The sequence below is a fragment of the Micromonospora sp. NPDC051196 genome, assembly GCF_040682415.1.
Taxonomy (GTDB): Bacteria; Actinomycetota; Actinomycetes; order Mycobacteriales; family Micromonosporaceae; genus Micromonospora.
The window spans coordinates 20239-46647 of the sequence record NZ_JBFBAY010000022.1; the positions used below are offsets into that span (position 1 = coordinate 20239).

The window sequence follows — 26409 nt, forward strand, 5'->3', positions numbered from 1 at the left end:
TGGAAACCCGTGCCGCGCCGCCGGTCCCTCCGTTCCGGCACTCAACCGTTTGGAGAGAACCTGATGTTGTCACCCCTGCGAGCGCTGCGGAACGCCGTAGCCCGGTTGCGGCCCCGCCGCCCGTTGTTGATCGGTACACCGTTGCGGGTCACGATCACCGCTGCCGCGTGCGGCGGCTACACCCTGCTTATCCACTACACGCAGGGCACCGAGTGGGTGGATCTCCCGACCCGTATGGAGGACTACGACCGGCCCGACGAACGCGAGTTCACCGCCGTCGCCGCCGCCCTGGCCTCCCGTGGTCTGACCCGCACCACCGGGTGGCAGATCGACACCTACGGCCGTCTGTGCGCCCCCATCGCCGTCATCGACTCCGCAGGGGCGGGCCGGTGAGCGCGCCGAAGCGGTCCGCTGCCACCCGCGTCTCGCCGAGTACCGACGTGTTCAACGGCTTCCGCACGTCACGCGGCGGCTTCACCGGCACCGCCAAGGGCAGCGGCCGGACCTGGAACGACAACGAGCACCGCCCGACCTCCCGCACCCCCGCCACCCGCAAGGAGGCCCGCCGTGACCGCCCCTGATGACGACCGTTTCGACCGGCACGCCGCCGAAGCCGACCTCACCACCGGCCCGGATGCCGAAGTGGTCGACCTCGACGCCGCCCGGTCCCGCCGCGCCGCCGGTGGCGACCAGGCCGACGACGACACCGACGACGCCGAGGATGCGGAGACGGTTGACGCGGGACCGGAGCGGGTCGGCGGGCCGGTGGACATGGCCGACGACATTCCGGCCGAGGTGGTGGCCCGGCAGCGTGCGCGTCGGCCGATCCTGGCCGAGTGGGCGCGTTCCGGCCGTGCCCTACGCGCCGCCGTGAAGCACCAGAGCAAGGACGCCGGCTATGTGGTCGCCTATCACGGTGTCAGGTTGCCGAAGTACGCGGTGAAAGCCCTGGCGTGGGCTCCGATCGGCGCTGTGCGCAGCATCGGCCAAGCCCTGCGGTGGGCCGCCGCTGAGGAAGGGAACTGGCACCTACGGCAAGCCGCCGCCTCGCGCGGCGACGCGGACACCTGGTTGAAGCTCGACGCCCGCCGTCAGCGCCAGTCGGTGTGGCGGTGGTGGGTGCTCGCGGCCGGAACCGCGGGCACCGGAACCGGGGTGATCGTGCTCGCGGCCGGGCCGTCATGGTGGTCGGCGGTGGCCGGTGCGGTGGTGGTGCCGTGGCTGGCCACCCGTGGCCGTCCGGCCGATCGACCGATCACGGACCGGGTGACCGAAGGCACCCGCTACCGCAAGCTGACCGCCGACCTGGTGCGCCGGGCGTTGACCTCGTTGCAGATGCCCGCGATCAACTCGGCGGTAGCGAAGGATCCGAAGGCCATCAGCTTCCCGGTGGACATCCACCGGGACGGTCCCGGTCACCTGGCCATCGTGGACCTGCCGTACGGGGTGGAAGCCGCCGAGGTGGTCGCCCGGCGCGGCAAGCTCGCGTCGGCGATGCGGTTGCCGCTGGATCAGGTGTGGCCGGAACCTGCCCCCGGTCACACGGGTCGACTCGCGTTGTGGGTGGGTTACGAACCGGCGTCGCAGATGAAGCAACCGGCGTGGCCGCTGCTCAACGCCGGGGTGAAGGTGGATGTGTTCAAGCCGTTCCCGTTCGCCACCACGCCCCGCCTCGACACCGTGGCGGTGGATCTGATGTTCCGTAACTTCCTGTTCGGTGGTCAGCCCGGTTCGGGGAAGACGTTCGCGTTGCGGGATCTGATCCTGGCCGCCGCCCTCGACCCCCGGACGGAGATCCGGGGTTACGAGTTGAAGGGGGTGGGTGACTTCGCGGTGTTGGAGCCGGTGATGGCCGAGTACGGCAACGGCTTCGATGACGACACCCTCGCTCGGTGCTTCGGGTTCATCGAGTGGCTGTATGAGGAGTGCCGCCGCCGCTCGAAGCGCATCGAGCACTACGCCCGGCTCGGGAAGGCACCGGAGAACAAGGTCACCCCGGAACTGGCCTCGCTCAAGGACTCGGGGCTTCACCCTCTGGTGGCGTGGTTCGATGAGCTGCAAGAGCTGATGACCAGCAAGTACGGCAAGGACGCCGGGGAACTGCTGGAGAAGGTCATCAAGCTGGGCCGGGCGTTGGGTGTGATCATCCTGATGGGCACGCAGATCCCCGACAAGGACAGCCTGCCGACCGGCATCACCCGCAACGTCAACTCCCGCTTCTGCCTGTCCGTGGCTGACCAGACCGCGAACGACATGATCCTCGGGACGTCGGCGTACAAGAACGGGTACCGGGCCACCGTGTTTCAGCCGGTCATCGAAGCCGGGTGGGGCATCCTGCGCGGCTTCGGCCCCAAGGCGTCGGCGGTCCGCTCGTTCTACGTCGACACCACCGCCGCCGCCCGCATCGTCACCCGCGCGGTAGCGCTGCGCCAGAGCGCCGGGACGCTGCCGAAGCCGGACGAGCAGACCCGGCAGGTTGCCCCGGTGGCCGACGTGCTCGGCGACCTCGCCCGAGTGTGGCCGGGCGACGAGAAGTCGGCATGGAACGAGACTCTGTGCGGTCTGCTCGCCGAACTGCGACCCGACGTCTACGGCGGATGGGAAGCCGCGCAACTCACCACCGCACTCAAACCCCACCCGGCCGTGAAGGTCGGCGACGTGGGCCGCCGCATCGACGGCAAGTCGGTCACCCGGCGCGGCATCAAGCACACCGACCTACTCGCGGCGATTGCGGAGCGTGACCGCAAACGGTCCGCCGGCTAACCGCCGCCAGGGTGCTAGCGCTAGCGGCCCGTGCTGCTAGCGCTAGCACCCCCGCTAGCACCCAAACCGAATCATGAGCTGCCCACTAGCGGATAGCAGCTCACAGTCGTTCACGCCCCGAAATCGGCCCTGGAGGCTGCCGTGGACCCTCTGACCAAAGCCGCTATCACCCTCACCAGCATCCCCACACTGATCACGCTCGGTTACGCCGTCCTGTGCTGGGTGAGCCCGTTCAAAACCTGCCAACGGTGCGCCGGCACCGGCCAGACCACGACCCGATTCCTGCGCCGGCCACGCGCCTGCCGCCGCTGCGATCGAGGCATGAGGTTGCGCACCGGACGGCGCGTCTACAACGTGGTTCACCGACTACGCGCCGAGGCACACCGATGAACCGCCGCAGCACCGGTCACACCGACTGGTGCCGCCGGGACCACCGCTGCAACCTCAACGAACACCGCTCCCCGGAAATCGTGGTCGACATCCCCGGGCGGGCGCGTGCGGTGCTGGTCCGCGTCCGCACCGCTGCCGGCCGCGACCACGCCGAAATCCGTGTCCGTGTGGCACTCGCTCCCGCCGAGCTGGCCGCCCGGCGTCAGTTGGTCGGGCTGCTCGGCGACCTGCGCCAGGCCGTGACCCGCGCCGCGATCGCCGCTCGGCCTCGGCCGAGGTGGTGAACCGGTGGCGCGGTGGCTTGCCGCGAGCGCGGCGCTCGGCCGACCGGTCACCGACGACGAGCCGTACCCGCACGTCTGCCGACGGCGGGTGGACGGCACGAACACGCGTAGCGGACGGCCGGTCTACCTGCAACGGCGCGACTGTGCCGCCTGTGCACAGGAACGCCACCAGCGCCGCACGTCCCGGCCGCCGCGTCCCGGTTCGCTGCCGCTGGCGGCATGACCTGATCGGCGCGCTTCGCGCCCTCACCCCCGGTGGCCAGCACCCGCCCGCCCTGGGCTTGGACCGCCGCACCGGAAAGGAGTTCCCCGATGTCCGACCCTGCCCGGCTGGTCGCCGCCGCGCTGGCCTACGCCGGTCGTGGGTGGCCGGTGTTCATGCTCGGCCGCACGAAACGGCCCGTGGCCAACTGCCCGGCCTGCCCGAAAGCCGATGAAGACCCGACCCACGATCAGGAACGGTGCCCGTGCCTGACCTGTCACGGCTTCTACGCCGCCAGCACCGACCCGGAGCGGGTGGCCGCGATCGTGGCCGCCGTCCCCAACGGACAGCTAGCGCTGCGCACGGGTGCCGCGTCGGGAACCGTCGTGGTCGACATCGACCCCGCCCACGGTGGCCGTACCACCATGGCTGACCTCATCGGCCGTGGATTACTGCCGCCGACCGCATACGTGGTCACGGGGTCGGGTGGGTGGCACCTGTACTACCGGCACCCCGGCCACCGGGTCCCATGCAGCCAGGGCAAGCCCGGCCAAGGACTCGGCCCCGGTGTCGACGTGAAAGCCGATGGCGGCTACGTCGTGCTGCCGCCATCGGTGCACCCGCGCACCGGACGCCCATACCGATGGGCAACCGACCGGGGCAGGGAGGTAGGGGAGATGCCCCCCGCCCTGCTGACGGCCTGCCTACCGCCGCCGGCACCACCCGTGGCGGCCGTGACCGGCCCGACGCGCGTACGTGAGGCGGGGGGCATCTCCCATCCCGACCGACTCCTAGCCGTGCTACTCGACCGCATCACCGCCGCCCCCGAAGGCGTGCGCCGCACCACCCTCTACGGCGTCGCCCGAGGCGTGGCCCGGATGGTCACCGCCGGAGCCATCGACCACGCCGACGCGATCGCCGCTCTCACCGACGCCGGCCGCCGCGCAGAGCAAACCGACCGCGATATCCGGGCCGCCATCCGTGGCGGCTTCCGAGCCGAAGGAGTCGCCGCATGACCACCAGCGAACAAATCGACGGCGCGGCCATCCTGGACGCTCTGCACGCCGCTCTGACCCGGTACGTGATCCTGCCGTCCGCCGAGGCAGTCGACGCCGTGGCGCTGTGGATCGCCGCAACCCACGCCCAACCCGCATGGGCACACGCGCCCCGCCTCGTGATCCGCGCGCCGGAGAAACGCTGCGGCAAGTCGCGCCTGTTGGACGTGGTGGAAGGGTGCTGCCACAACCCGCTGATCACCGTCAACGCCTCCCCGGCCGCCGTCTACCGGGCCATCGGCACCGACAACCCGCCGACCCTGCTCGTCGACGAAGCGGACACCATCTTCGGTGGGAAGAACGCCGACGCCAACGAAGACCTACGAGGTCTGCTCAACGCCGGCCACCAACGCAACCGGCCCGCGATCCGGTGGGACGCCGGCACACAGCGATTGGAGAAGATCCCCACCTTTGCCATGGCGGCACTGGCCGGTATCGGCGCGATGCCCGACACCATCGAAGACCGGGCCGTCGTCGTCCGGATGCGCCGCCGCGCCCCCGGCGAAACCGTTGCTCCCTACCGGCACCGCCGTGACGGACCCGCGCTGAAAGCGATCGCGCAACGCCTCACCGGGTGGCTCGGCGCGAACCTCGCCACCCTCGAAGCCGCGGAACCGCCCATGCCGGTCGAAGACCGGGCCGCCGACACCTGGGAACCCCTCGTAGCCGTCGCCGACCTGGCCGGTGGCACCTGGCCCACCCGCGCCCGGCACGCCGTCACCACCCTCACCGCCGAGGCCGACGAAGCCGGCAACGTCTCCACCCGCGTGCGGCTGCTCGCCGACGTGCGAACCGCGTTCACCGTGCTCGGCGACCCGCCCGCCGCATCCACTCACGACCTGCTCGCCGCGCTCAACGGCGACGACGAAGCACCGTGGGCAGGGTTCGGGCCGACCGGCCTCACCGGGAAGCGACTCGGCGACCTGCTCCGCGAGTTCGGCATCACCTCGACCACCATCCGCTTCCCGGTCGGACAGGCGAAGGGCTACACCCGAGAAGCGTTCACCGACGCGTGGAACCGGTACTGCCCCGCCCCATCCGTACCATCCGTCCCACCCTCGTTTCCGCAGGCCATCCCCGGTACGGATTACCCACCTGGTACGGATCGATCCGTACCACCAACCCCACCCAGCCGTACCCCTGGTACGCATCAATCCGTACCAGCACACCAATCCGTACCGCACCTGACCAGGCAAAACGAGCTTGGTACGGATGGTACGGATACCCCCCGGCGACACGGCACCCACCGCCGACCCTGACCGGCCCGCCGGGCACGGCCACCGGCCACCGATCCCGGAAACGGCCCGCTGAGAGCCACACAGGCGCGACCGCCCTATGCCCTACACCGGGCCGCCCGAAATCGCGCGCCTACGGCGCTCTCAGCGGGCCGTTCTACGCCGTTCTGCGGCGATACCTCCCCGCTATCCCCCACAGAGTCCAACCACCCCGGAAAGGCGCTCACCGTGCGACTCGTGCCGCAGAATCAGCCCGCAGACACGACCGACCGCCAGGAAGGAGACAACGTCATCCACCTCTCGCCGAAGGTGTTCATGTCCACCGAGGAACTTGCCGAGCTGCTCGATGTCGACCCGTCGACCATCCGGCGGTGGCGCACTCTCCAACCGCTGCAGGGTCCGCCGTTCATTCAGATCTCTGACCGGGTGGTGAAGTACGCGACGGCCGATGTTGAGCGTTGGCTGTCGGCCCGTCGTGTCTACCCGCAGGCGGCCTGATGGCTACGCCACAGCAATCACCGATCGGCGTACGCCTGGCCGCCGATGTTGAGCACCGGCCCGGCCGCGACCGGCCGTACCGGGCACGGGTGCGGTGGACCGACCCGACCAGCAAGCGCCGGCTGTCCAAGTCAACGACGGTCGCCACACCGGAAGAGGCGCAAGCCTGGATCGACGGCATGGCCAGCGCCGCACAAGGTGGCGTCGACCCGGTCGCCGCGACCAAGCGCCTCGCCGAGTACGGCGAGAGCGTGATGACGCTGGCTCTACGCGGCTTGGAACGCAAGACGCTTGATCCGTACCTAGCCGGGTGGCGCAAGCGGGTGGTGCCGACGCTCGGTCACATTCCCGTTCGGATGATCACCAACGGCGCGGTAGACCGGGCGGTGCATTCCTGGATCGCCGACGAATACAGCCGATCCACGGTGAAGAACAGCCTCGCCGTCCTGGTCCGCGTGATGGAACAGGCCGTACGTGACGGCATCATCCAACGGAATCCCGCCCAGGTCACCGGGTGGCAGCGCGAATACCAGCGGGCCACCGACGAGTTGGACGATCCTCGCTCCCTCGCCCTGCCCGATTGGAAAACGCTGACCACTCTTGCCGCTGCCCTGGTCGACCGGTCCGCGAATCACTTCACCGGGTGGGCCGACGTGGTGATATTCGCCGCCTGTACCGCCGCCCGGATCGGTGAGGTTTCCGGCGTGCGGGCCGAGGACATCGACCGGGAAACGTGGATGTGGACGGTGCGCCGCCAAACCACGCCCAGCCCCGGTGGCCTGATCGACAAGGGCACCAAGGGAAAACGAGCCCGGACCGTGCCGCTGATCGAAGAGGTACGGCCGATCGTGGCTCACCGCCTGGACGCCGCGACCAAGCCGGAATCCCGGCTGTTCACCGGCCCGCGCGGTGGCCGGATCAGCACCGCCGTGCTCCGTGACGCGACGCATTGGGATGAGGTGGTAACCAAGCTCGGATACGAACACCTACGCCGACACGACCTACGGCACACCGGCCTCACCTGGATGGCCGACGCAGGCGTACCGGTACACGTCCTACGGAAGATCGCCGGACACGGATCACTGACCACGACCCAGCGCTACCTACACCCCGACCGGCAGTCGATCACCGACGCCGGAACGGCCCTCAGCGCCCACTTGAAGGCCCGCCGGTCCCCAGGTGGTCCCCAGCTACGCGCCGTCTAGATCAGGAAACCCCTACTACCTCACTACGAATTAGAGGCCGTTGACCAGGGAGAATATCCCGGTCGACGGCCTCTTTTCGTGCTGTCGGGACGGCCGGATTCGAACCGACGACCCCTTGACCCCCAGTCAAGTGCGCTACCAAGCTGCGCCACGTCCCGTTGCCACCGCCAGACCTTGCCCGCGGCAGCCGGTACAGCTTAGCGCAGCTTCTCCCATCCGTCGCACAGCCCCCACCCCCACAGCGCCGCCCCGACGACCAGCTCACCACCCCTAAAGCATCCTAGGAAGACAGGATCAATAAGGCGGGCCCGGGTGCGGAGGCAAGCGCCTCGCGACCCGGGCCCAGGGTGAAACAGGATCAGCCGTGCGCCTTGCCTCGGCCGCCGGGGCCGAGCTTCTTGCGGGGGCGTACCGAGATCTCGATGGGGCTGCCCTCGAAGCCGAACTCCTCGCGCAGCTTGCGCTCGACGAAGCGTTGGTAGCCGGCGTCCAGCGGGCCGGTGGTGAACAGCACGAACCGTGGCGGGGCCACGCCGGCCTGGGTGGCGAACAGGATCCGGGGTGCCCGTCCCCCGCGTACGGGGTGTGGGGTGGCCTGGACCAGGGCGGTGAGCCAGGCGTTGAGCTGGGCGGTGGGGATGCGCGTCTCCCAGCTGTCCAGCGCCCGGTGCAGGGCGGCGGCGAGCTTGTCGACGGCCCGGCCGGTCATCGCCGACAGGTTCAGCCGGATCGCCCACGGGATGCGGCGCAGTTCCCGGTCGATCTCCTTGTCCAGGTAGTACCGACGGTCGGCGTCGACCAGGTCCCACTTGTTGAAGGCGATGACCAGCGCCCGGCCGGCCTCGGTGACCATGGACAGGATCCGTTGGTCCTGTTCGCTGATCGGCTCGCTGGAGTCGAGCAGCACCACCGCCACCTCGGCCGCCTCGATGGCGGAGGCGGTACGCAGGCTGGCGTAGTACTCGGTGCCGCTGGCCTTGCCGACCCGCTTGCGCAGCCCGGCGGTGTCCACCAGGTGCCAGGTCTCGCCGCCGATGGTGACGAGGCTGTCCACCGGGTCGACGGTGGTGCCGGCGACCGAGTCGACCACCGCGCGTTCCTCGCCGGAGAAACGGTTGAGCAGGCTGGACTTGCCGACGTTGGGTCGGCCGACCAGCGCCACCCGCCGCGGGCCGCGGGGACGGTTCTCCACGATCTTCGGCGCCTCGGGCAACGCCTTCATGATCGCGTCGAGCAGGTCACCGGAGCCGCGTCCGTGCAGCGCCGACACCGGGTGTGGTTCGCCGAGGCCGAGCGACCACAGCGAGGTGGCCTCCAACTCGATGTTGGTGTTGTCGGCCTTGTTGGCCACCAGGATCACCGGTTTGGCGCTGCGCCGCAGCATCTTCACCGCCGCCTCGTCGACGTCGGTGGAGCCCACCGTCGCGTCGACCACGAACACCACCACGTCGGCGGTGGCCACGGCCGTCTCGGCCTGCGCGGCGATGGCCGCGGCCCGGTCCTTGGCGTCCGGTTCCCATCCGCCGGTGTCGACCACGGTGAAGGCTCGGCCGGACCACTGTGCGTCGTACGGGATCCGGTCGCGGGTCACTCCCGGTACGTCCTCGACGACCGCCTGGCGGCGGCCGATGATCCGGTTGACCAGGGTGGACTTGCCGACGTTGGGACGGCCGACCACGGCGACCACCGGTTGTGGGCCGGTCGGCTCCTCGGTGTCGAGGTCCGGTTCCCGCAGCTCCACCCAACCGTCGTCGTTACTCACGCCACGCCCCGCTCGGTGAGCAGCTCACGCAGTCGGGCCACGACCTCGTCGATGCCCAGTTCGGTGCTGTCGAGCACCACGGCGTCGGCGGCCTGAGCGAGCGGGTCGGCCTTGCGGGTCGAGTCCAACTGGTCACGCCGGGCCAGGTCGGCGGCGGTGGCGGCAACGTCGGCGGCGTTCTCGGCGCTGCGCCGGGCGGCCCGTGCTGCCTCCGAGGCGGTGAGGTAAACCTTCAGGTCGGCGTCGGGGGCCACCACGGAACCGATGTCGCGGCCCTCGACCACGATCCGGCCCGCCTTGTCGATCATGTCGCGTTGCCGGGCGACCAGCAGCGCCCGCACCGCCGGTACGGCGGCCACCGCGGAGACGGCGGCGGTCACGTCGGCGCCACGGATCTCGGTCTCGACGTTCACCCCGTCGGCGGTCACGGCGTAGCCCGCCGGGTCGGTGCCGATGCGCAGGTCGACCTCGCCGGCGACCTTGGCCACCGCGTGCGCGTCGTTGAGGTCGACACCGGAGCGCAGCACCGCCCAGGTGATGGCCCGGTACATCGCGCCGGTGTCCAGGTAGCGGGCGCCCAGGCTGGTCGCGAGCCGTCGCGAGACGGTGGACTTACCCGAACCGGACGGCCCGTCCACAGCGACGACGCAGCGTCCGACCGGTATTTTTTCTCCCACCGTTGTCCTCCTCAGCCCGTACCTCACGATCCGCCGTCATCGACGTCACGCAAGCGGTTGACACACATGTCCCATCATGCCCGGCGCCGAACCCCACGGCCCGCCGGGCCGTCCGCGAGCCTACCCTCAGCGGTACCCGCGACCGCGCGGTCAGTCACCCACGGCCTTGAACAGGGCGGCGACCTCCGCGTTGGTCAGCCGTCGGGTCCGCCCGCTGCGCAGGTCGCCGAGCCGGATCGGCCCGATGGCGGTACGCACCAGCCGGCTCACCGGGTGCCCGACCTCGGCGAGCAGCCGCCGTACGATGTGTTTGCGTCCTTCGTGCAGGCTCAGCTCGACCTGGGCGGAACGTCCCAGACTGTCCACCACCCGGAATGCGTCGACGCTCACCGGGCCGTCCTCCAGCTCGATGCCGGCGGCCAGCCGCTTGCCGAGGTTGCGCGGGATCGGCCCGGAAACCTCGCACAGGTAGGTTTTCTGCACCCCGTAGGAGGGGTGCATCAGCCGGTGCGCGAGGGTGCCGTCGTTGGTAAGCAGCAGCAGGCCCTCGCTGTCCGCGTCGAGCCGCCCGACGTGGTAGACCCGCTGCTCAACCCGGTTGCTGAGGAAGTCGGCGAGCGCGGTGCGGCCCTTCTCGTCGGCCATGGTGGAGACCACCCCGCGTGGTTTGTTCATGGCCAGGTACACCAGCCGGGTGTCGGCCTGCAGCCGTTCACCGTTGACGTGGATGACGGCGGTGGCCGGGTCGACCTTGTCGCCGAGCTGCGCCACCCGCCCGTTGACCGTCACCTTCCGCCGGAAGATCAGGTCCTCGCAGGCGCGCCGGGAACCGACACCGGCGGCGGCGAGCACCTTCTGCAGGCGTTCCGGGCCGGTGTAGACGGGCGCGTCGGGTGCGGGGGTGCGGTTATCGCGAGGCATCGGCAAGCTCTTCTACGTCGTCGGGGAGGAACGGGGCCAGCGGCGGCAGGTCGTCGAGGCTGTTGAGGCCGAGTTTCTCCAGGAACATCGTGGTCGTCCGGTACAGGAACGCCCCGCTGTCGGACTCGGTGCCACACTCTTCGACCAACCCCCGTGAGACCAGGGTACGGATCACCCCATCGCAGTTGACACCGCGGATGGCGGAAATGCGGGACCTGGTCACCGGCTGCTTGTACGCCACCACGGCCAGGGTCTCCAACGCTGCCTGGGTGATGCGGACCGACTGCCCGTCCAGCACGAAGCGTTCCACGTAGCTGGCGTATTCCGGCCGGGTGTACAGCCGCCAGCCACCGGCGGCCCGGCGCAGGTCGAAGCCGTGACCGGCGGCGGTGTAGCCGGCGGCGATGTCGTCGAGCATCGGGCCGATCCGCTCCGGCGGCTGCTCCAGCACCTGGGCCAGGGTGAGCTCGCTGACCGGTTCGTCCACCACCAGCAGGATCGCCTCCAACGCGCCCCGCAGTTCGGTGTCGTCGAGCGACGGCGTCGGCTCGGGTGCCGGCCGGGTCCGCCCGGACCGCTGCTTGCGCGCCACTGCCCCGCCGACGTCCGCACCCGCCGCGCCGGCCCGCTCTCCAGTTGTCTGCCCGGCAACCGGCTCGCCAGCCGGCACCGTCGCCGGCGCAGCCGCTGCCTGCTCCTCGGGGGTCGGCACGCTGGCCGGCGTCGGGGCGTCCCCGGCTGCTTCCTGCCGCGACGGGTCGGTCGGCTCGTCGGGCCGCTGCGCGCCGACCTCATCGGCGTCATCCACGGCATCATCGGTGGGCCGCCCCTGGACAGGCACGGTCGTGGCACGGTCGGTGGGGGCAGTTTCGGCGGGTGGGGCGGGCCGCTGCCAGGGTGGGATCCAGGCCGCTGCCTGGTCGGCCAGCGAATCCCGGCGTTCCTCGTGACTCATCCGGCTTGCTCCTGCCTCGTTGCCGTCCCGTCCGTGCCTGCTTCGCCTCCCGGCGCTGGCACGGGATCGTCCGTCACCGTCTCGACGACCGCCGGTGCCGGCACCAGGTCCACCGCCGGCGCGGCCGGTGCCAGGCCCTCCGCCGGTGCCACGTCCGTCGTCGGCTCCCCGTCCGGGTTCGGTTCGGCGGGGGCGCCGGCGTACTCGTCGATGGTCAGGGCCGGTCCGCCGTCGGCGGGTCCGGTCCAGCGTACGGTCAGCTCCTCCAACGCCTGTTCCTGCACGAAGGCCACCACCCCCTGCCGGTACAGCTCCAGCAGGGCGAGGAAGCGGGCCACCACCTCCAGGGTGGCCTCGCAGTCGGCGCAGAGCAGGGAGAAGGTGGCGGTGCCGGCGCGTCGCAGTCGTTCGGCGATGATCCCGGCGTGTTCCCGGACACTGACCCGGACCATGTGCACGTGGGCGATGGAGACCTCGGGGATCGGTTTCGGGGTCATCGCCTTCACGGCCAGCTTGAGCAGTCGTTGCGGGCCGATGCTGAGCACCAGGTCGGGCAGGGCCTCGGCGTAGCGGGGTTCCAGGGTGACCGCGCGCGGATAGCGGCGTCCGCCGACCTCCTCCAGCGCGGCGATGTGCGCCGCCGCCTCCTTGAACGCCTTGTACTGCAACAGCCGGGCGAAGAGCAGGTCCCGCGCCTCCAGCAGGGCGAGGTCCTCCTCGTTCTCCACCTCGGCGGCGGGCAGCAGCCGGGCCGCCTTCAGGTCGAGCAGGGTGGCGGCGATGAGCAGGAACTCGCTGGCCTCGTCGAGGTCCCAGTCGTCACCCATCGCCCGGATGTAGGCGATGAACTCGTCGGTGACCTGGTGCAGGGCGACCTCTGTCACGTCCAGCTTGTGCTTGCCGATCAGTTGCAACAGCAGGTCGAACGGGCCGGTGAAGTTGGCCAGCCGTACGGTGAACTTGCCAGCGTCGGCAGCGGCGTCCGCACCGACCGGGCCGGCGTCGGCCGGGTCGTCCCCGGTCGCGGGGTCGAGGGGCGGCGCTGTCACGCCGACGACCGTAGTCCACGGCCTGGCCACGGGATTGCGGAGCCTACCGCTCCGCCTGCGCGGCGATCACCTCGCGGGCGAGCTGGCGATAGTTGCGGGCCCCGGAGGAGGCCGGGTCGAGGGTGGTGATCGGGGCACCGGCGACGGTGGACTCGGGGAACTTCACGGTCTTGGTGATCACCGTCTGGTAGACCTTGTCGCCGAACGCCTCCACCACCCGTTGCAGCACCTGCCGGCAGTGGGTGGTGCGGCTGTCGTACATGGTGGCGAGGATGCCTTCGAGTTCCAGGTCGAAGTTGAGCCGCTCGCGGACCTTGTCGATGGTGTCCAGCAGCAGCGCCACGCCGCGGAGGCTGAAGAACTCGCACTCCAGCGGGATGAGCACGCCGTGCGCGACGGTCAACGCGTTGATCGCCAGCAGGCCGAGGGAGGGCTGGCAGTCGATCAGGATGTAGTCGTACTCCTTGCGGACGCTCCTGAGCACCCGCGCCAGCGCCATCTCCCGGGCAACCTCGTTGACCAGTTGGATCTCGGCGGCGGAGAGGTCGATGTTGGCGGGCAGCAGGTGCAGACCGGCCACGTCGGTCTTGATCAGGACGTCCTCGGCGGTGACGTCGTCCTGCATCAGCAGGTTGTAGACCGACAGGTCCAGGTTGTGCGGGTTGACCCCCAGGCCGACCGAGAGGGCGCCCTGCGGGTCGAAGTCGACCAGCAGCACCTTACGGCCGTACTCGGCCAGCGCGGCACCCAGGTTGATGGTCGTGGTGGTCTTGCCGACGCCACCCTTCTGGTTGGCCATCGCGATGATCCGCGCCGGGCCGTGCCGATCGGTGGGCATCGGCTCGGGGATGGGCTTGCGCATCGTGTAGGCGGCCGGGTCGGCCGGGCCCAGGTCCGCACCGAGGGCATTCTGCTGTTCGCGGAGCTCCGACGTCCAGGTCTCGGCACGGTCACCGTTGCCAGCCATGTCCTCGTTGCCCCCTCCCGACGACCATCCGGCGTCGGAGCCGCCCGACGTCCTTTGCGGCGCCGCTGCACACCCCGGTCATCTCACCGCCAAGGCTGCGCTGCCGACTGTACGCCACCGGCGAGCAGGGCGTTCGGCACCCGCTCGGCGTGTCGGCCGGCGGCACCGACCAGGGCCGCTCAATCGCGGGCACGTGGGTGGGCGGTGGCGTAGACCTCGCGCAGCCGGTCGACGGTGACCAGAGTGTAGACCTGGGTGGTGGTGACCGAGGCGTGCCCCAGCAACTCCTGCACCACCCGCACGTCGGCGCCGCCGTCGAGCAGGTGGGTGGCGTACGAGTGGCGCAGCGTGTGCGGGGAGACCGCCTGCGGCCCGTCGACGGGCAGACCGGCCCGCTGGGCGGCGCGGCGCAGGATGGTCCAGGCGCCCTGCCGGGTCAGCGGACCGCCCCGGGCGTTGAGGAAGATCGCCGGGGTGCCCCGGCCGGCGGCGACCAGCCCGGGTCGGGCGCGGACCAGGTAGGCGGCCAGGGCCCGCAGCGCGTACCCGCCGATCGGCACCAGGCGGTCCCGCCCGCCCTTGCCGCGCAGCTGCACCACCGCGTCGGTGAGGTCCACGTCGTCCACGGCGAGGCCGATCGTCTCGGAGATGCGTGCCCCGGTGCCGTACAGGAACTCCAGCAGTGCCCGGTCGCGCAGCGCGAGCGGCGCGGTGTCCCCGGCAGCCTGCACCGGCCCGGCGGCATCCAGCAGCCGGACCACGTCGTCCAGCGACAGGGCGCGGGGCAGTCGGCGCGGCGGGGTGGGCGGCCGGACGTCGCGGCTCGGGTCGGCGGTGGCGAGGCCCTCACGCAACGCGAACCGGTGCAGGCCCCGCACGGCACTGGCGGCGCGGGCGGCGGACGAGGCCGCCAGCGGCGGGTGCCCGTCGTCGCCCGCGCGCAGCCCGGCCAGGTGCCGTTCGATCTCGGCGGCCGAGACGGCGGTCAGGTCGGTAACCCCGGCAGCGGCCAGCGACGTCAGGTAACGGTCCAGGTCGCGGCGGTAGGAGGTGAGGGTGTTCGCGGCGAGGCCACGTTCGACGGTGAGGTGGTCCAGGTAGCCGCGCAGGGCGCGGCGCAGAGCCGGCGCGGGCTGGTGGCCCGCGCCGGCTCCGTCCGCTGCGGCGGTCGGGGTGCGGCCGGTCAGGCCAGCACCTCGGCCAGCGGGGTGGTCGGCAGGTCGTGTGCCTCCGCGACCGGGCCGTACACGACCTGTCCGTCGTGCGTGTTCAGGCCCAGCGCCAGCGCCGGATCGCGGCGGGACGCCTCACGCCAGCCGTGGTTGGCCAGCTCCAGCGCGTACGGCAGGGTGACGTTGGTCAGTGCGTACGTGCTGGTGTTCGGTACTGCGCCGGGCATGTTCGCCACGCAGTAGAAGATCGAGTCGTGCACTTTGTAGACCGGGTCGGCGTGCGTGGTGGGCCGCGAGTCCTCGAAGCAGCCACCCTGGTCGATCGCGATGTCGACGAGCACGCTGCCGGGCTTCATCCGGGAGACCAGCTCGTTGGAGATCAGCTTGGGGGCCTTCGCGCCGGGCACCAGCACCGCGCCGATGACCAGGTCCGCGTCCAGCACGGCCCGCTCGATCTCGTACGCGTTGGACGCGACGGTCTGCAGGTGGCCCCGGTAGATGGCGTCGGCCTGGCGCAGCCGCCCGACGTTCTTGTCCAGCAGCAGCACCTCGGACTGCAGGCCCAACGCGATCGCGGCGGCGTTCATGCCGGACACCCCGGCGCCGATGACGACGGTCTTGGCCGCGTAGACGCCGGAGACCCCGCCGGGCAGTACGCCCCGGCCCCCGCCGGTACGCATCAGGTAGAAGGCGCCGACCTGCGGGGCGAGTCGGCCGGCCACCTCGGACATCGGGGCGAGCAGCGGCAGCGACCGGTCGGGCAGCTCGACGGTCTCGTACGCGATGCCGGTGACCTTGCGGTCGAGCAGCGCCTCGGTGCAGTCCCGGGAAGCGGCCAGGTGCAGGTAGGTGAAGAGCACCTGCCCCGCGCGCATCCGGTGGTACTCCTCGGCGACCGGCTCCTTGACCTTGAGCACCAGTTCCGCAGCGGCCCACACCTCGTCGGCGGTGTCCAGGATCTTGGCGCCGGCGGCGGTGAACTCCTCGTCGGTGATGCTCGACCCGAGACCGGCGCCGGCCTCGACGAAGACCTGGTGGCCGCTGCGGGTGAACTCGTTGACTCCCGCGGGCGTGATCGCGACGCGGTACTCGTGGTTCTTGACCTCGCGTGGGATACCGACCTTCACGATGCAGACCCTCTCTCCGCCGGACCGCTGCCCCGACTACGCCGCGCGTGGTGGCCTCTTTGCCGCCACGGGCAACCGTCCCGTGGGCGGCAGTTTAAGCGGGTCGGCACGGCACCGGAGCCTGCACTGTGACACCTGGTGGCCGTGGACGTTGACGAAGTGTCAGGTGTGAGACCGCGCCTTCGGCGGAGGGTCACCTCAGCGGTCAGGACAGTCTTCGACCATCATCGTCCCACTTCGGGGAGGCGGGTATCACCAGCCGCCGCAGGGCTCACTAGTGTGTCGCCTCATGACCTATCCCCCTGAGCCCGGGTATCCCCAGGGCGTTTCTGACAAGAGCAAGGTCGTCGCGGGCGTCCTGGGCATTCTGCTGGGCAGCCTCGGCGCCGGCCGGTTCTACACCGGCCACATCAAGATCGCCGTGCTGCAGCTCGTCGTGAGTGTCTGCACCCTCGGCATCGGTGGCCTGTGGGGCCTCATCGACGGCATCATGATCCTGGTCAATGGTGGCACCGACGCGCAGGGACGACCGCTGCGCGACTGACCCCGTGACAGCACGTAGGGGCCGGGCGATTCTCGCCCGGCCCCTACGTCTCGTGTGGTCCGCCTCAGCCCGGCAGCGGGGCGTCCGCCCGGCGTAGCGCCGACCAGCCGGCGTCGCGGGCCCGGGCGGCGGCGAGCAGCCCGGCCACACAGGACGCGTTGGTGATCTCGCCGGCCAGCACCATGCCGACCGCCTCGTCCAGGTCGATCCGGACGATCTGCAGGTCGGCCTCCTCGTCGTGCCGGTCGTGGCGGTGCTCCGCCGGCACGTCGGCGAGGTCGCGGGCCAGGAAGACCCGGACCAGTTCGTTGGTGAACCCGGGCGAGCTGTGCAGGTCGACCAGGACGTCGAAGCGACCGGCGGCCAGGTCGACCTCCTCGGCCAGCTCCCGGGCCGCCGTGACCGCCGGATCCTCGCCGGCCACGTCGGTCAGCCCGGCCGGCAGCTCCCACAGCCGCCGACCGACCGGCTGGCGGTGCTGCCGGATCAACACCACCTGACCGGCGTCGTCCAGCGCCACCACCGCCACCGCACCGACGTGCCGGACCAGGTCACGGGTGGCGGTGCCACCGCCGGGCATGGTCACCTCCTCGGAGACGACCTCGAAGATCCGACCCGAGTAGCGCACCTGGCGGGAGCGCACCTCGTAGCGGTGCTCGACGGCGCTCACGACGCCGACGTCGCCGTCGCGGCGGTGCCGTTGCGGGTGGCCCGCTCGGCCGCGTCCAGGTCGACCGGAAGCTGGTCGGCCTGCGAGTACGCCACGGCGGCCTGCACGAAGGCGGCGAACAGCGGATGCGGCCGGGTCGGACGGCTCTTCAGCTCCGGGTGCGCCTGGGTGGCCACGAAGAACGGGTGCAGTTCGCGGTCCAGCTCGACGAACTCGACCAGCCGGCCGTCCGGCGAGGTGCCGGAGATGTGCAGCCCGGCCTTGGTCAGCTGGTTCCGGTAGGCGTTGTTGACCTCGTAGCGGTGCCGGTGCCGTTCACTGATCTCGGTGCTGCCGTACGCCTCGGCGACGATCGACCCCTCGGCGAGCTTCGCCGGGTACGCACCCAGCCGCATGGTGCCACCCAGGTCGCCCTTGCCGGCGACGATGTCCTCCTGGTCGGCCATGGTGGCGATGACCGGGTGCACGGCCTCGGCGTCGAACTCCACCGAGTTGGCACCTTCGAGCCCGGCCAGGTGCCGGGCCACCTCGATGGTCATGCACTGCAGGCCGAGGCAGAGCCCGAGCAGCGGGATGCCGTTCTCCCGGGCGTACCGGGCGGTGCCGATCTTGCCTTCGATGCCGCGCACGCCGAACCCACCGGGGATGACGATGCCGTCGACGCCGGCCAGGGCCGCGGCCGCGCCCGTCGGGGTGACACAGTCGTCGCTGGGCACCCAGCGCAGTTGCACCCGGGCCCGGTTGCCGAACCCGGCCGCGCGGATCGCCTCGCTGACCGACAGGTACGCGTCAGGCAGGTCGACGTACTTGCCGACCAGGGCGACGGTGATGGTGCGCTGCGGCTGGTGCACCCGCTCCAGCAGGTCGTCCCAGCCGTCCCAGTCCACGTCGCGGAAGGACAGCCCGAGCCGGCGCACCACGTAGGCGTCGAGGCCTTCCCGGTGCAGCACCTTGGGGATGTCGTAGATGCTGGGCGCGTCCGGTGCGGCGATGACCGCCTCGGCGTCGACGTCGCAGTACAGCGACAGCTTGTGCTTGAGCTTGTCCGGGATGTCACGGTCCGAGCGGCAGACGATCGCGTCGGGCTGGATGCCGATGTTGCGCAACTGCGCCACCGAGTGCTGCGTCGGCTTGGTCTTCAACTCCCCGGACGGTGCGAGGTAGGGAACCAGCGACACGTGCAGGTAGAAGCAGTTGTCCCGGCCCAGGTCGTGGCGGACCTGGCGGATCGCCTCCAGGAAGGGCAGCGACTCGATGTCACCGACCGTGCCACCCACCTCGGTGATCACCACGTCCGGGGTACGGCCGTCGTCGTCCGGGTCGCCCATCGCCAGGATCCGGGACTTGATCTCGTTGGTGATGTGCGGGATCACCTGGACGGTGTCGCCCAGGTACTCGCCGCGCCGCTCCTTGGCGATCACGTCGGAGTAGATCTGACCGGTGGTGACGTTCGCCTTGCCGGACAGCGCCCGGTCCAGGAAACGCTCGTAGTGGCCGACGTCGAGGTCGGTTTCGGCGCCGTCCTCGGTCACGAAGACCTCGCCGTGCTGGAACGGGTTCATCGTGCCCGGGTCGACGTTGAGGTAGGGGTCGAGCTTCTGCATCACCACCCGGAGCCCCCGCGCGGTCAGCAGGTTGCCGAGGCTGGAGGCGGTCAGCCCTTTACCCAGCGAGGAGGCGACGCCCCCGGTGACGAAAATGTGCCTGGTCGTCCGTGCTGTAGGGGCCAAGGCCTGCTCCCGTGTCGTCCGTCGCGGTCGTGCAGACCGCCGAGCCGATCAGCGAAGTGATCACGCGATCCACGGGACTCCACGGTAACACCTCCCCGACGCGGCCCCGGTGCCGCACCCGAGGTACGCCTCGTCGACTCACCCGGTCGCGACCTCGGCCGATGACCGTAGCGCCCGGCCACGCTCCGGCCCGGGCTCGTTCGACGGCACGGCACCACCCGTCGTGGCGGCACCGCTGCGACCGCCGGAAGCGGTACCCGTGGTGCCTGCGGTGTCCGTCCCGGTATCGGCCGAGTCGCCGTCAGCCGGCCCAGCTTCGTCCGGCCCAGCTTCGTCCGGTCCGGCGTCACCCGGTCCGGGGTCGGACGTTCTGGCGTCGGAGGGCCCGGCGTCCTGCGGTCGATCGGTGCCCGGCCGGGTCCGGTCCGCGGCGTGGTCGAGCACGCGCAGCGCGGACAACGCCGCCATCGGGACCACCACCGCCGCGGCCGCGCCGGCCACGTCCAGGGCCACGGCACCCAACACGCCACCGATGCCGACCGCCACAGCGGTGCCCGCCATCGCGGCGCGGATCGCCGGGTAGATCCCGAACAGCCGCATCAGGCCACCCCACGGCTGCAACAGCGCGAACCACAGCAGCAGGGCCCCGACCAGCGCCAGCACCGTCAGCGGACTGTTGACCAGGGTCTGGAAGCTGGAGGCGCTGGAGCGCTGCACCGTCAACCCGCCGGTGCCGTCGCCGAGGGCGGCGAGGAACCGGCCCAGGCTGCCCCGCTCGCCGGGCGGACGGCCCAGGTCCACCACGGCGAAACCGACCGTCACCGCCAGCCCGGCCATGCCCGCCCAGGCCAGCCGGGTCATGGTCAGCCAGCCACCGGCACTGATCGCCGCGGCCACGCTCACCCCGGCGGTCAACGCGATCGCACCGATCGAGTCGGCGCCGAGGTAGGGGCTGCCGACCACCACCACGGCGGCACCACCGATCAGGACCATCACCATCGGCCGCCACCCGCGACGCACCTGCTGGGCCAGCCACCCCGCGGTCAGCAGCGCAGCGGCGACGAAGACGCCGAGCCCGACCGTACCGAGCCCGGCGTACCGGCCCCCCTCCAACGCGGAGTAGCCGACCACCCCGTTGAGCTGTAGGCGGGCACCGGTGATCACATCCAGGCCGACCGCGAGCGTGGTCAGCCCGGCCACCGCGCCGAGCGGGCCGAGGGTGCTGCGGTAACCCGGAGCGAGCCGGACCAACAACGTCGCGGCGGCGAGCAGCGCGGCCGTCAGGCCGGCGAAGGTGGCGGCCGGGTAGGTGTTGCGCCACCAGGGCACCGCCTCGGCCAGCAGCGCCGCCGGCATCGCCAGGGCAGCGGCGACCAGCAGCAGTTCCACCGTCGCCACCACCCGCCGCGACACCGGCTTGGGACCGTACGGTCCGGCGTGCCGGCGGGCCCGGCGCAACAACGGCAGCACCGCCACGGCCAACGCCACCTGGACACCGGCCAGCAGGGTGAAGAACCCTCCGGCGACCTCCCGCTGCGCGGCGGCCTCCCGGTCGGCGTCGGCGGGCTCGGTGATCGCGGCGGCCAGGTCGTCCGGCCGGCCACCGACCGACTCGGCGGGTCGGCCGAGGAACGGCCGGTCCGGCATCGGGCGGCCCAACGCCGTCAACGCGGTCGGGGCGAGATCGATCAGTTGCAGGTAGCCCCGACGACCGGTGGTCGGCGAGGTCAACCAGCCGTTGTCCCACCCCGGACCGTCGGCGACAGCCACGTGCAGCCGGGACGGCCGTTCCGTGTCGGCGACCCCGGCCACGATCACCAGGGAGTTCGATGGCCGCGCGGCCAGCACCCGGGCCAGTTGCGCGTCGGCCTCGCTGGCCGCCGTCGCGCGCTCGGCCGGGTCCGCACCAGCGACCGTACCGAGGTCGACGATGCTGAGCACGCAGGAACCGAGCAGCCCGGCCGGATCCGCCGGCAGGGTCGGCTCGTACCGGTCGACCCGCCCGAACGGCCTGGCCGCGGCCACCGCCGCGCCCGGCCCGACCGCGACCGAACAGCGCACCGACTCCGACAGCGCGCCGGGCACCGTGCCCCACGGCAGACGGTCCTGGTTGTGCACGACAACGCTTTCCTGCTCGGGCAGGTTCGCGCCGATGCGGTCCGGCCGCTCCACCGTCACCTCGGTCGGCGGGCACTCGCCGCCCGGCTGACCGCCGCTCCATCCGGCGAAGCTGCCCGCCCCCAGGGTCAGCCAGCCGTCCAACGGGCAGGTGGGCCGGCGGGCCGAACGCACCGACAGCGACCCGATCGAGCCTTCGCGGGCCATCTGCCACAGCGTCGGGGTGCGCTGGGGGTCGACGTCATCCCACCGCAGCCCGGCCACCCCGACCAGCACCACGAAGTCGGCGCTGGGCCGAGGCGGCGGGGTACGCGGCCCGGCCGCCAACGCGAAGATGCCCACCACCACCACGACCAGGGTGAGCACGACCGGAGCGACTCGCCGCAGCATCACCGGCGTCCCGTCGACGAGGCGTCGGCGTCCGGCGCCGCGAGTTCGGTGTAGAGCGCCACCAACTGGGCGACGGTGTCGGTCTCGGTGGGCCAGGTCGCCGCCCGGGCCGCCCCACGCCGCCCCAACGCCGCGCGGCCCGCGTCGTCGTCGAGCAGGGCACGCACCGCCGTGTCGACCGCGTCGACGTCGCCCGGCGGCACCAGCACCGCCGCGTCGCCCACCAGATCCGGCAGACCGCCCACCGCAGTGGCCACCAGCGGTACGCCGGCCCGCAACGCTTCCTGCGCGAACAACTGACGCGCCTCCCAGTCGCTGGTCACCACGGCCAGATCCGCGGCGGCGAGCAGGTCCGCCACGTCGGTACGGTGCCCGAGCAGGGTGATCGGCGCACGAGCGGCACTGATCCGGGCGGCCAGCGGCAGATACGCCGGCCCGCTACCGGCGATCACCACGACCGGTGGTGGGGTACGCTCCCGCCACCGGGCGGCGGCGTCGATCAACACGTCGTAGCGTTTCTGCGGGTGCAACCGGCCGACCGAGAGGATCAACGGCTGGTCGGCGGCGACGGTGAACTCGGCCCGTACGGCGGTCCGTCCTCGACGCGGCGCGGGTAGCACCGGCGCGGCGACGGGGGCCAGCCGGGCATCCCGCGCACCGAGCGTGACCGCGCGCTCGACCAGATCGGCGGACGCCCCGAGGATCACCCGGGCGCCCCGGGCGACGACCCGCTCCACCAGACGGGACACCCCGCCCCGCAACCCACCGGCGAGCACCGCGTTGTGCCAGGTGACCACCAGCGGGGCGGGAGGCCGGGCGAGCACCGCCACCAGAGCGGCACGTAGTCCGTGCGCGTGCAGGACCCGTACCTGCTCGGCGGCGAGCACCCGACGCAACGCGGCGACCGCCCGGGCGTCGCCGGGAGTGGGGCTGGCCGGAATCTCCACCGCCGCGAAGCGGGCACCGGCCGCCACGAAGTCGAACTGATCCTGGGTCGCTGCCGGCCCGCAGACCAGCACCGACTGCCCCGCTTCGGTCAACCCGCGGGCCAGTGCACGCACATGCTGCCCGACACCACCGGTACTGGAGGCCAGCAGCAGCACCACCGTGCCCATCCGCTCAGGCGTAGCCACCGGCTGATCACTCCTTCCCGTCGCCCTGCTCCGGGGGGCTCCCGTCCTGCTGCCTACCCCGTACGCGGGCCGGCAGCCGTCGGCGCAGCCCGGCCAGCACCGGGCGCACGTCCCGCCGGTCGACCAACCAGACCACGCCGAGGAACACGACGCCGACCAAGGCTCCGGACAGCATGCCCTGCGCGAGGGCCGTCCACCGCGTCGGGGTGCCGTCCTCGACCGCCAGCAGCCGCAGCAGGCCCAGCGCGCACAGCGCCCCCGTCGTGGCGCCCAGCAGCCCGGCACCGGCGGCCCGCAGGGCACCGGCGAGCGCCACCTGCCCGGCCGCGCGACGCACGGCGATCAGCAGCAGCCCACCGAGCAGCAGCATGCCCACCGAGTTGGCCAACGCCACGGCGAGCACCCGGTCGGCGACCGGCAGCAGCGCCGACAACGGCACCAGGGCCAGCGGGACGGCCAGCCATCCGGCGGTGATGGCGGCGGTGGCCGACCGGGTCGCTCCCCGGGCGTACAGGGCTCGGGAGAGCACCGCGAACAGTCCGTACCCGAGCAACCCGGGCGCGTAGCCGGCGATGGCGGCCGCGGTGGCCTCGGCGTCGAGCGGGAAGAACCGCCCGATCGGCCCGGCCGCGCCGACGAGCACCGCGACACCGAGGAAACTGAGCAGCAGCACCCCGCGCAGCGTCGCCGACAGGGTGTCCCGGTAGGTCTGCTCGTCGCCGCCGGCGGCGGACGCCGCGAGGGTGGGGTACGCGGCGGTGGCCAGCGGCACCGCCAGCACCGCCCAGGGCAGCAGGTAGAACGTCTGGGCGAGGTTGAACACCTGAGGTGCCTCGGTGAGGCCGCCGGCGATCCGGTAGAGGATCACCGCCAACGCGACCTGTTGGGCGGTGACCGTCACGACCCCGGCGACGGCCAGCCCACCCACCCGGGCCCGGGCGTCGGCGGCGAAGGTGTACCCGGGACGTGGCCGCAGCCGCAGCCGGCTGATCGGGATCAGCAGCGACAGGGACAACACCACCACGCCGAGGGTGGTGCCCGCCGACAGGATCAGCTCGGCACCGCGACCGGCCTGCGCCACGCTCGCTCCCGGCCCCGCGACACCGGCGAAGACCAGGTACACGACGATCACGGTGAGGCTGGACAGCAGCGGCGCGATCACCGGCCAGGCGAACCGGCGATGCGCCTGGAGCACACCGGTGAGCACGATGCCGATGCCGTACAGCGGCAGCTGCGGCGCGAAGACCCGCAGCATCCGGGCCCCGGCCGCGAGTTCCTCCGGCGACCGGTTGTCACCCAACAGCGAGATCAGCGGACCGGCTAACAGGGCCACCAGCACCGCCAACGGCACCAGCAGGGTCACCGTCCAGGTCAGCAGGGCACCGGTGGTGGCGGTCACCGCCTGCCGGTCACCGGCCGCGACCGCACCGGCGAGCAGCGGTACGACCAGACTGGCCAGCGCTCCACCGGCGACGATCTCAAAGATGATGTTGGGTACGGCGTTGGCCAGGACGTACATCGCACCCAGGTCGCTGTCCTGGACCACCCAGGTGAACACGGCCGTACGCCCGAACCCGGCCAACCGGCTGAGCACGGTGAGTACGGCGATGAGCGCGGCCGCCGAGGCCACCCGGCCGACGCCGGCCAGCGTTGCCGGTCTGGTCACGTCAGTCGGGGCGGCGGCCCAGCGCGTCCAGGTCACGCAGTCCCGGCGTACTCGCGATGACCTTCGTGAAACTGACCTTCTCGCTGGCGGCGGTGAGCCCGGCGAGCACCGTGAGCAGGGCGGCCCGGCCGATCGGTCCGGTACGCGCGGCCAGCGCCACACCGAGCACAGCACCGAGGGCGTTGGCGCCGCTGTCGCCGAGCATCACGTCCTCATGCAGATCGGCGGGGAGCAGCCCGGCCGCAGCACCGACCGCCCCGGCGGCGATCCCGCCCTGTCGGCCCGCGGTCAGGGGCGTGCCGAGCAGCAGACCGGACTTCAACGCCCGCCCGGGCCGCAGGTCGAGCAGGTTGAGCAGGTTGGCGGTGCCGGCCACCACGCCCGCACCGAGCAGCACGTCGACGCCCCGGCCCAGCGGGCTCTGCCCGCGTCGTCCCCGGTGCCCGGCCACGCCCGGGTCGGCGGCCAGCAGCGTCGCGGCGCCCAGACCGGCCGCACCCACCCCGACGATCTTGACCAGTCCGGCGGTGACCCGGCCCTGCCGCAGCGCGGCGAGGTGCCCTGCGAAGCCCTTGTACGCCTTCTGCTCCGGTCGGGCGCCGACCACGTCGTCGTACAGTCCGACGGCCCCGGCACCGAGCCCGGCCACCAGGGTCGCCGCGCCGGCCGGCACGCTCGCCGCCCCGCAGGCCGCCGCGCCGCTGGCACCGGCGGCGAGCGCCGGCCCGGCGGCCAGGGTGACGGTACGGCCGCGGAAGTTGCTCCGTTCCAGCCCGGCTCCCGCCGGGGAGGTACGCACCTGACGCAACGCGTACCGGGCGGCAGCCGCCCCGAGGCCCGCCACCAGCAGTCGACCGACGATCCTCACGCCACCGCCTCGCTACGCACGCTCACACGGCCCTCCCTGCCAGTCGGCGTAATCGTCGAATCCGGACACCGGACGCACCCGGGCTCACTGGGGCAGTCTAGGCACCAGTGACGCGGCGTTGTCGCCCACGCCGTAGTGGCCGGCCTTGCGCTCGGTGAGCTGCTGCACCAGAGCCAGCGTGGTAACCAGTTGTCCCTGCACGGTGTTGGCGTTGTCGATGGTCGAGATGGTCTGCGCGAGTACCGCGTCACCACGGACGAAGGCCACCAGGTTGCCGTTGGCGGAGCCGTTGCCGGCCACCACGATGCCTCCGGTCCGGTCGAACTGCTCGGCGATCTTGACCACCGACTCGTCCTTCTTGGCGGAGTCCTTGTCCACGTACGGCAACCCGCTGACCACCACCACCGCCTCGGCCGCCGTGGTGATCCGGTCGGCGATGCTCAGATAGTTGGCGTTGCTGTACGCGGCCAGCACGGCCCGCCGGTCGGCCTCGGTGACCGGCTCCGACCCGGCAGGCTGGTCCAGCAGCACGGTGGCCAGCAGGGCACTGGAGGTCTCCACGCCGTGACCGTTGCCGGGCAGGTTGGCCGTCGGCGCCCCGGTCGGCCGCGCCGCGGTGACCGCCAACTCCAGCAGGTTGTTGTTGTTCTCCGGGTTGATGAACTTGTCCTGCAGATCGATCCGCCCCGGGATGTCGGCGCCCGCCAACTGCAGCATCTTGATCACACCTTCGGCGTGGTCACGGCCGGTCGGGGTGGTCAGCACCAGCACCCGCTTGCCGGTCAGCGTGCCCGGCAGCGTGATCTGCGCCATCTCGGCGGCGAACTCCTCCTCCAGCTCCAGCTCCCGCTCCATGCTCTGGACTGTCTGGCGCATCTGCTGGTTGGCCTTGCTCAGCGCGTCGACGTGCTCCTTGAGCGAGTCGGCCACCGGGCCGTTGAGCGCGGCGGTGCCGACCACCAGGCCGATCGCCAGTGCCAGGAAGACCGCGGTCAGGGACACCACGTGGTACCGAAAGTTGATCACGC

The 26409-nt window shown here is 71.7% G+C and carries 24 protein-coding genes, 1 tRNA gene and 1 pseudogene; 10 read left to right on the top strand and 16 right to left on the bottom strand.

The window, feature by feature from the left end:
- Nucleotides 1-63 precede the first annotated feature (63 nt).
- The 9 genes from AB0M35_RS26765 to AB0M35_RS26805 all read left to right on the top strand — a co-directional run bounded on the left by AB0M35_RS26765 (nt 64) and on the right by AB0M35_RS26805 (nt 7632).
- Nucleotides 64-393: a hypothetical protein gene (locus AB0M35_RS26765; protein ID WP_363748738.1), complete on the top strand. Its 330-nt coding sequence runs from the start codon at nt 64-66 to the stop codon at nt 391-393.
- Complete coding sequence (locus AB0M35_RS26770; RefSeq protein WP_363748740.1) at nt 390-581, top strand: hypothetical protein; 192 nt, start codon at nt 390-392, stop codon at nt 579-581. The genes AB0M35_RS26765 and AB0M35_RS26770 overlap by 4 nt, the downstream gene beginning before the upstream one ends.
- Entirely contained in the window at nt 568-2763 is a 2196-nt protein-coding gene (locus AB0M35_RS26775; RefSeq protein WP_363748742.1) for a cell division protein FtsK, read from the top strand. The genes AB0M35_RS26770 and AB0M35_RS26775 overlap by 14 nt, the downstream gene beginning before the upstream one ends.
- A 386-nt stretch (nt 2764-3149) precedes the next feature.
- Nucleotides 3150-3437 (top strand): hypothetical protein, encoded by a 288-nt coding sequence (locus tag AB0M35_RS26780; protein ID WP_363748743.1) that lies wholly within the window; start codon nt 3150-3152, stop codon nt 3435-3437.
- A gap of 4 nt (nt 3438-3441) precedes the next feature.
- Nucleotides 3442-3660, top strand: coding sequence for a hypothetical protein (locus tag AB0M35_RS26785; RefSeq protein WP_363748744.1), 219 nt, complete (start codon nt 3442-3444; stop codon nt 3658-3660).
- An 89-nt stretch (nt 3661-3749) separates the two neighbouring features.
- Nucleotides 3750-4655: a bifunctional DNA primase/polymerase gene (locus AB0M35_RS26790; RefSeq protein ID WP_363748745.1), complete on the top strand. Its 906-nt coding sequence runs from the start codon at nt 3750-3752 to the stop codon at nt 4653-4655.
- Entirely contained in the window at nt 4652-5953 is a 1302-nt protein-coding gene (locus tag AB0M35_RS26795; protein WP_363748747.1) for a DUF3631 domain-containing protein, read from the top strand. Before AB0M35_RS26790 ends, AB0M35_RS26795 begins: the two co-directional genes overlap by 4 nt.
- A 291-nt stretch (nt 5954-6244) precedes the next feature.
- A complete protein-coding gene (locus AB0M35_RS26800) occupies nt 6245-6427 on the top strand; it encodes a helix-turn-helix domain-containing protein (protein WP_043720382.1) in 183 nt (60 codons plus the stop codon).
- The gene (locus tag AB0M35_RS26805) at nt 6427-7632 is read left to right on the top strand and encodes a site-specific integrase (protein ID WP_363748748.1); all 1206 of its coding nucleotides are present in this window, start codon (nt 6427-6429) and stop codon (nt 7630-7632) included. Before AB0M35_RS26800 ends, AB0M35_RS26805 begins: the two co-directional genes overlap by 1 nt.
- A gap of 84 nt (nt 7633-7716) precedes the next feature.
- Here AB0M35_RS26805 and AB0M35_RS26810 read toward each other — a convergent pair.
- The 9 genes and pseudogenes from AB0M35_RS26810 to ald form a co-directional block, all read right to left on the bottom strand.
- Nucleotides 7717-7790 (bottom strand) — tRNA-Pro (locus AB0M35_RS26810).
- A 200-nt stretch (nt 7791-7990) separates the two neighbouring features.
- Nucleotides 7991-9373: a ribosome biogenesis GTPase Der gene (der, locus tag AB0M35_RS26815; RefSeq protein WP_363748772.1), complete on the bottom strand. Its 1383-nt coding sequence runs from the start codon at nt 9371-9373 to the stop codon at nt 7991-7993.
- Nucleotides 9374-9390: 17 nt separating this feature from the next.
- Nucleotides 9391-10071 (bottom strand): (d)CMP kinase, encoded by a 681-nt coding sequence (cmk, locus tag AB0M35_RS26820; RefSeq protein WP_363748749.1) that lies wholly within the window; start codon nt 10069-10071, stop codon nt 9391-9393.
- 150 nt (nt 10072-10221) lie between these two features.
- Nucleotides 10222-10992 carry a pseudouridine synthase gene (locus AB0M35_RS26825; protein ID WP_363748750.1) on the bottom strand — a complete coding sequence of 257 codons (771 nt, stop codon included), beginning with the start codon at nt 10990-10992 and terminating at the stop codon, nt 10222-10224.
- A complete protein-coding gene (gene scpB / locus AB0M35_RS26830; protein WP_363748751.1) occupies nt 10979-11947 on the bottom strand; it encodes an SMC-Scp complex subunit ScpB in 969 nt (322 codons plus the stop codon). The genes AB0M35_RS26825 and scpB overlap by 14 nt, the downstream gene beginning before the upstream one ends.
- A pseudogene (locus AB0M35_RS26835) lies at nt 11944-13015 on the bottom strand (ScpA family protein). Before AB0M35_RS26835 ends, scpB begins: the two are co-directional and overlap by 4 nt.
- Before the next feature lie 24 nt (nt 13016-13039).
- Nucleotides 13040-13963, bottom strand: coding sequence for an AAA family ATPase (locus AB0M35_RS26840; RefSeq protein WP_013732865.1), 924 nt, complete (start codon nt 13961-13963; stop codon nt 13040-13042).
- A gap of 179 nt (nt 13964-14142) precedes the next feature.
- Nucleotides 14143-15150, bottom strand: a complete 1008-nt coding sequence (locus tag AB0M35_RS26845; protein WP_363748773.1) for a site-specific tyrosine recombinase XerD — start codon at nt 15148-15150, stop codon at nt 14143-14145.
- Nucleotides 15147-16262, bottom strand: coding sequence for an alanine dehydrogenase (ald, locus tag AB0M35_RS26850; RefSeq protein ID WP_363748752.1), 1116 nt, complete (start codon nt 16260-16262; stop codon nt 15147-15149). Before ald ends, AB0M35_RS26845 begins: the two co-directional genes overlap by 4 nt.
- A 289-nt stretch (nt 16263-16551) precedes the next feature.
- Here ald and AB0M35_RS26855 point away from each other — a divergent pair, with 289 nt between their 5' ends.
- A complete protein-coding gene (locus tag AB0M35_RS26855) occupies nt 16552-16806 on the top strand; it encodes a TM2 domain-containing protein (RefSeq protein ID WP_363748754.1) in 255 nt (84 codons plus the stop codon).
- Between the two features lie 64 nt (nt 16807-16870).
- On the opposite strand, the gene AB0M35_RS26860 is transcribed toward AB0M35_RS26855, so the two are convergent.
- The 7 genes from AB0M35_RS26860 to AB0M35_RS26890 form a co-directional block, all read right to left on the bottom strand.
- Nucleotides 16871-17476, bottom strand: coding sequence for an NUDIX hydrolase (locus tag AB0M35_RS26860; RefSeq protein ID WP_363748755.1), 606 nt, complete (start codon nt 17474-17476; stop codon nt 16871-16873).
- Nucleotides 17473-19206, bottom strand: a complete 1734-nt coding sequence (locus AB0M35_RS26865) for a CTP synthase (protein WP_363748756.1) — start codon at nt 19204-19206, stop codon at nt 17473-17475. The genes AB0M35_RS26860 and AB0M35_RS26865 overlap by 4 nt, the downstream gene beginning before the upstream one ends.
- A 138-nt stretch (nt 19207-19344) precedes the next feature.
- Nucleotides 19345-21714, bottom strand: coding sequence for a hypothetical protein (locus tag AB0M35_RS26870; protein WP_363748758.1), 2370 nt, complete (start codon nt 21712-21714; stop codon nt 19345-19347).
- Entirely contained in the window at nt 21714-22829 is a 1116-nt protein-coding gene (locus tag AB0M35_RS26875) for a glycosyltransferase family 4 protein (protein WP_363748774.1), read from the bottom strand. Before AB0M35_RS26875 ends, AB0M35_RS26870 begins: the two co-directional genes overlap by 1 nt.
- Nucleotides 22830-22854: 25 nt before the next feature.
- Complete coding sequence (locus AB0M35_RS26880; protein ID WP_363748775.1) at nt 22855-24513, bottom strand: lipid II flippase MurJ; 1659 nt, start codon at nt 24511-24513, stop codon at nt 22855-22857.
- Nucleotide 24514: 1 nt separating this feature from the next.
- Nucleotides 24515-25381, bottom strand: coding sequence for a hypothetical protein (locus tag AB0M35_RS26885; protein WP_363748759.1), 867 nt, complete (start codon nt 25379-25381; stop codon nt 24515-24517).
- 84 nt (nt 25382-25465) lie between these two features.
- On the bottom strand, nt 25466-26407 hold the full coding sequence (locus tag AB0M35_RS26890; RefSeq protein WP_363748760.1) for a copper transporter: 942 nt from the start codon (nt 26405-26407) through the stop codon (nt 25466-25468).
- Nucleotides 26408-26409: the final 2 nt, after the last annotated feature.

Coding starts and splice junctions, on each gene's coding strand:
- AB0M35_RS26875 (WP_363748774.1), bottom strand. CDS start 22,829: ATGGGCACGGTGGTGCTGCTGCTGGCCTCCAGTACCGGTGGTGTCGGG.
- AB0M35_RS26780 (WP_363748743.1), top strand. CDS start 3,150: ATGAACCGCCGCAGCACCGGTCACACCGACTGGTGCCGCCGGGACCAC.
- AB0M35_RS26790 (WP_363748745.1), top strand. CDS start 3,750: ATGTCCGACCCTGCCCGGCTGGTCGCCGCCGCGCTGGCCTACGCCGGT.
- AB0M35_RS26870 (WP_363748758.1), bottom strand. CDS start 21,714: ATGCTGCGGCGAGTCGCTCCGGTCGTGCTCACCCTGGTCGTGGTGGTG.
- AB0M35_RS26825 (WP_363748750.1), bottom strand. CDS start 10,992: ATGCCTCGCGATAACCGCACCCCCGCACCCGACGCGCCCGTCTACACC.
- AB0M35_RS26840 (WP_013732865.1), bottom strand. CDS start 13,963: ATGGCTGGCAACGGTGACCGTGCCGAGACCTGGACGTCGGAGCTCCGC.
- AB0M35_RS26765 (WP_363748738.1), top strand. CDS start 64: ATGTTGTCACCCCTGCGAGCGCTGCGGAACGCCGTAGCCCGGTTGCGG.
- AB0M35_RS26805 (WP_363748748.1), top strand. CDS start 6,427: ATGGCTACGCCACAGCAATCACCGATCGGCGTACGCCTGGCCGCCGAT.
- AB0M35_RS26800 (WP_043720382.1), top strand. CDS start 6,245: ATGTCCACCGAGGAACTTGCCGAGCTGCTCGATGTCGACCCGTCGACC.
- AB0M35_RS26855 (WP_363748754.1), top strand. CDS start 16,552: ATGACCTATCCCCCTGAGCCCGGGTATCCCCAGGGCGTTTCTGACAAG.
- scpB (WP_363748751.1), bottom strand. CDS start 11,947: ATGAGTCACGAGGAACGCCGGGATTCGCTGGCCGACCAGGCAGCGGCC.
- AB0M35_RS26795 (WP_363748747.1), top strand. CDS start 4,652: ATGACCACCAGCGAACAAATCGACGGCGCGGCCATCCTGGACGCTCTG.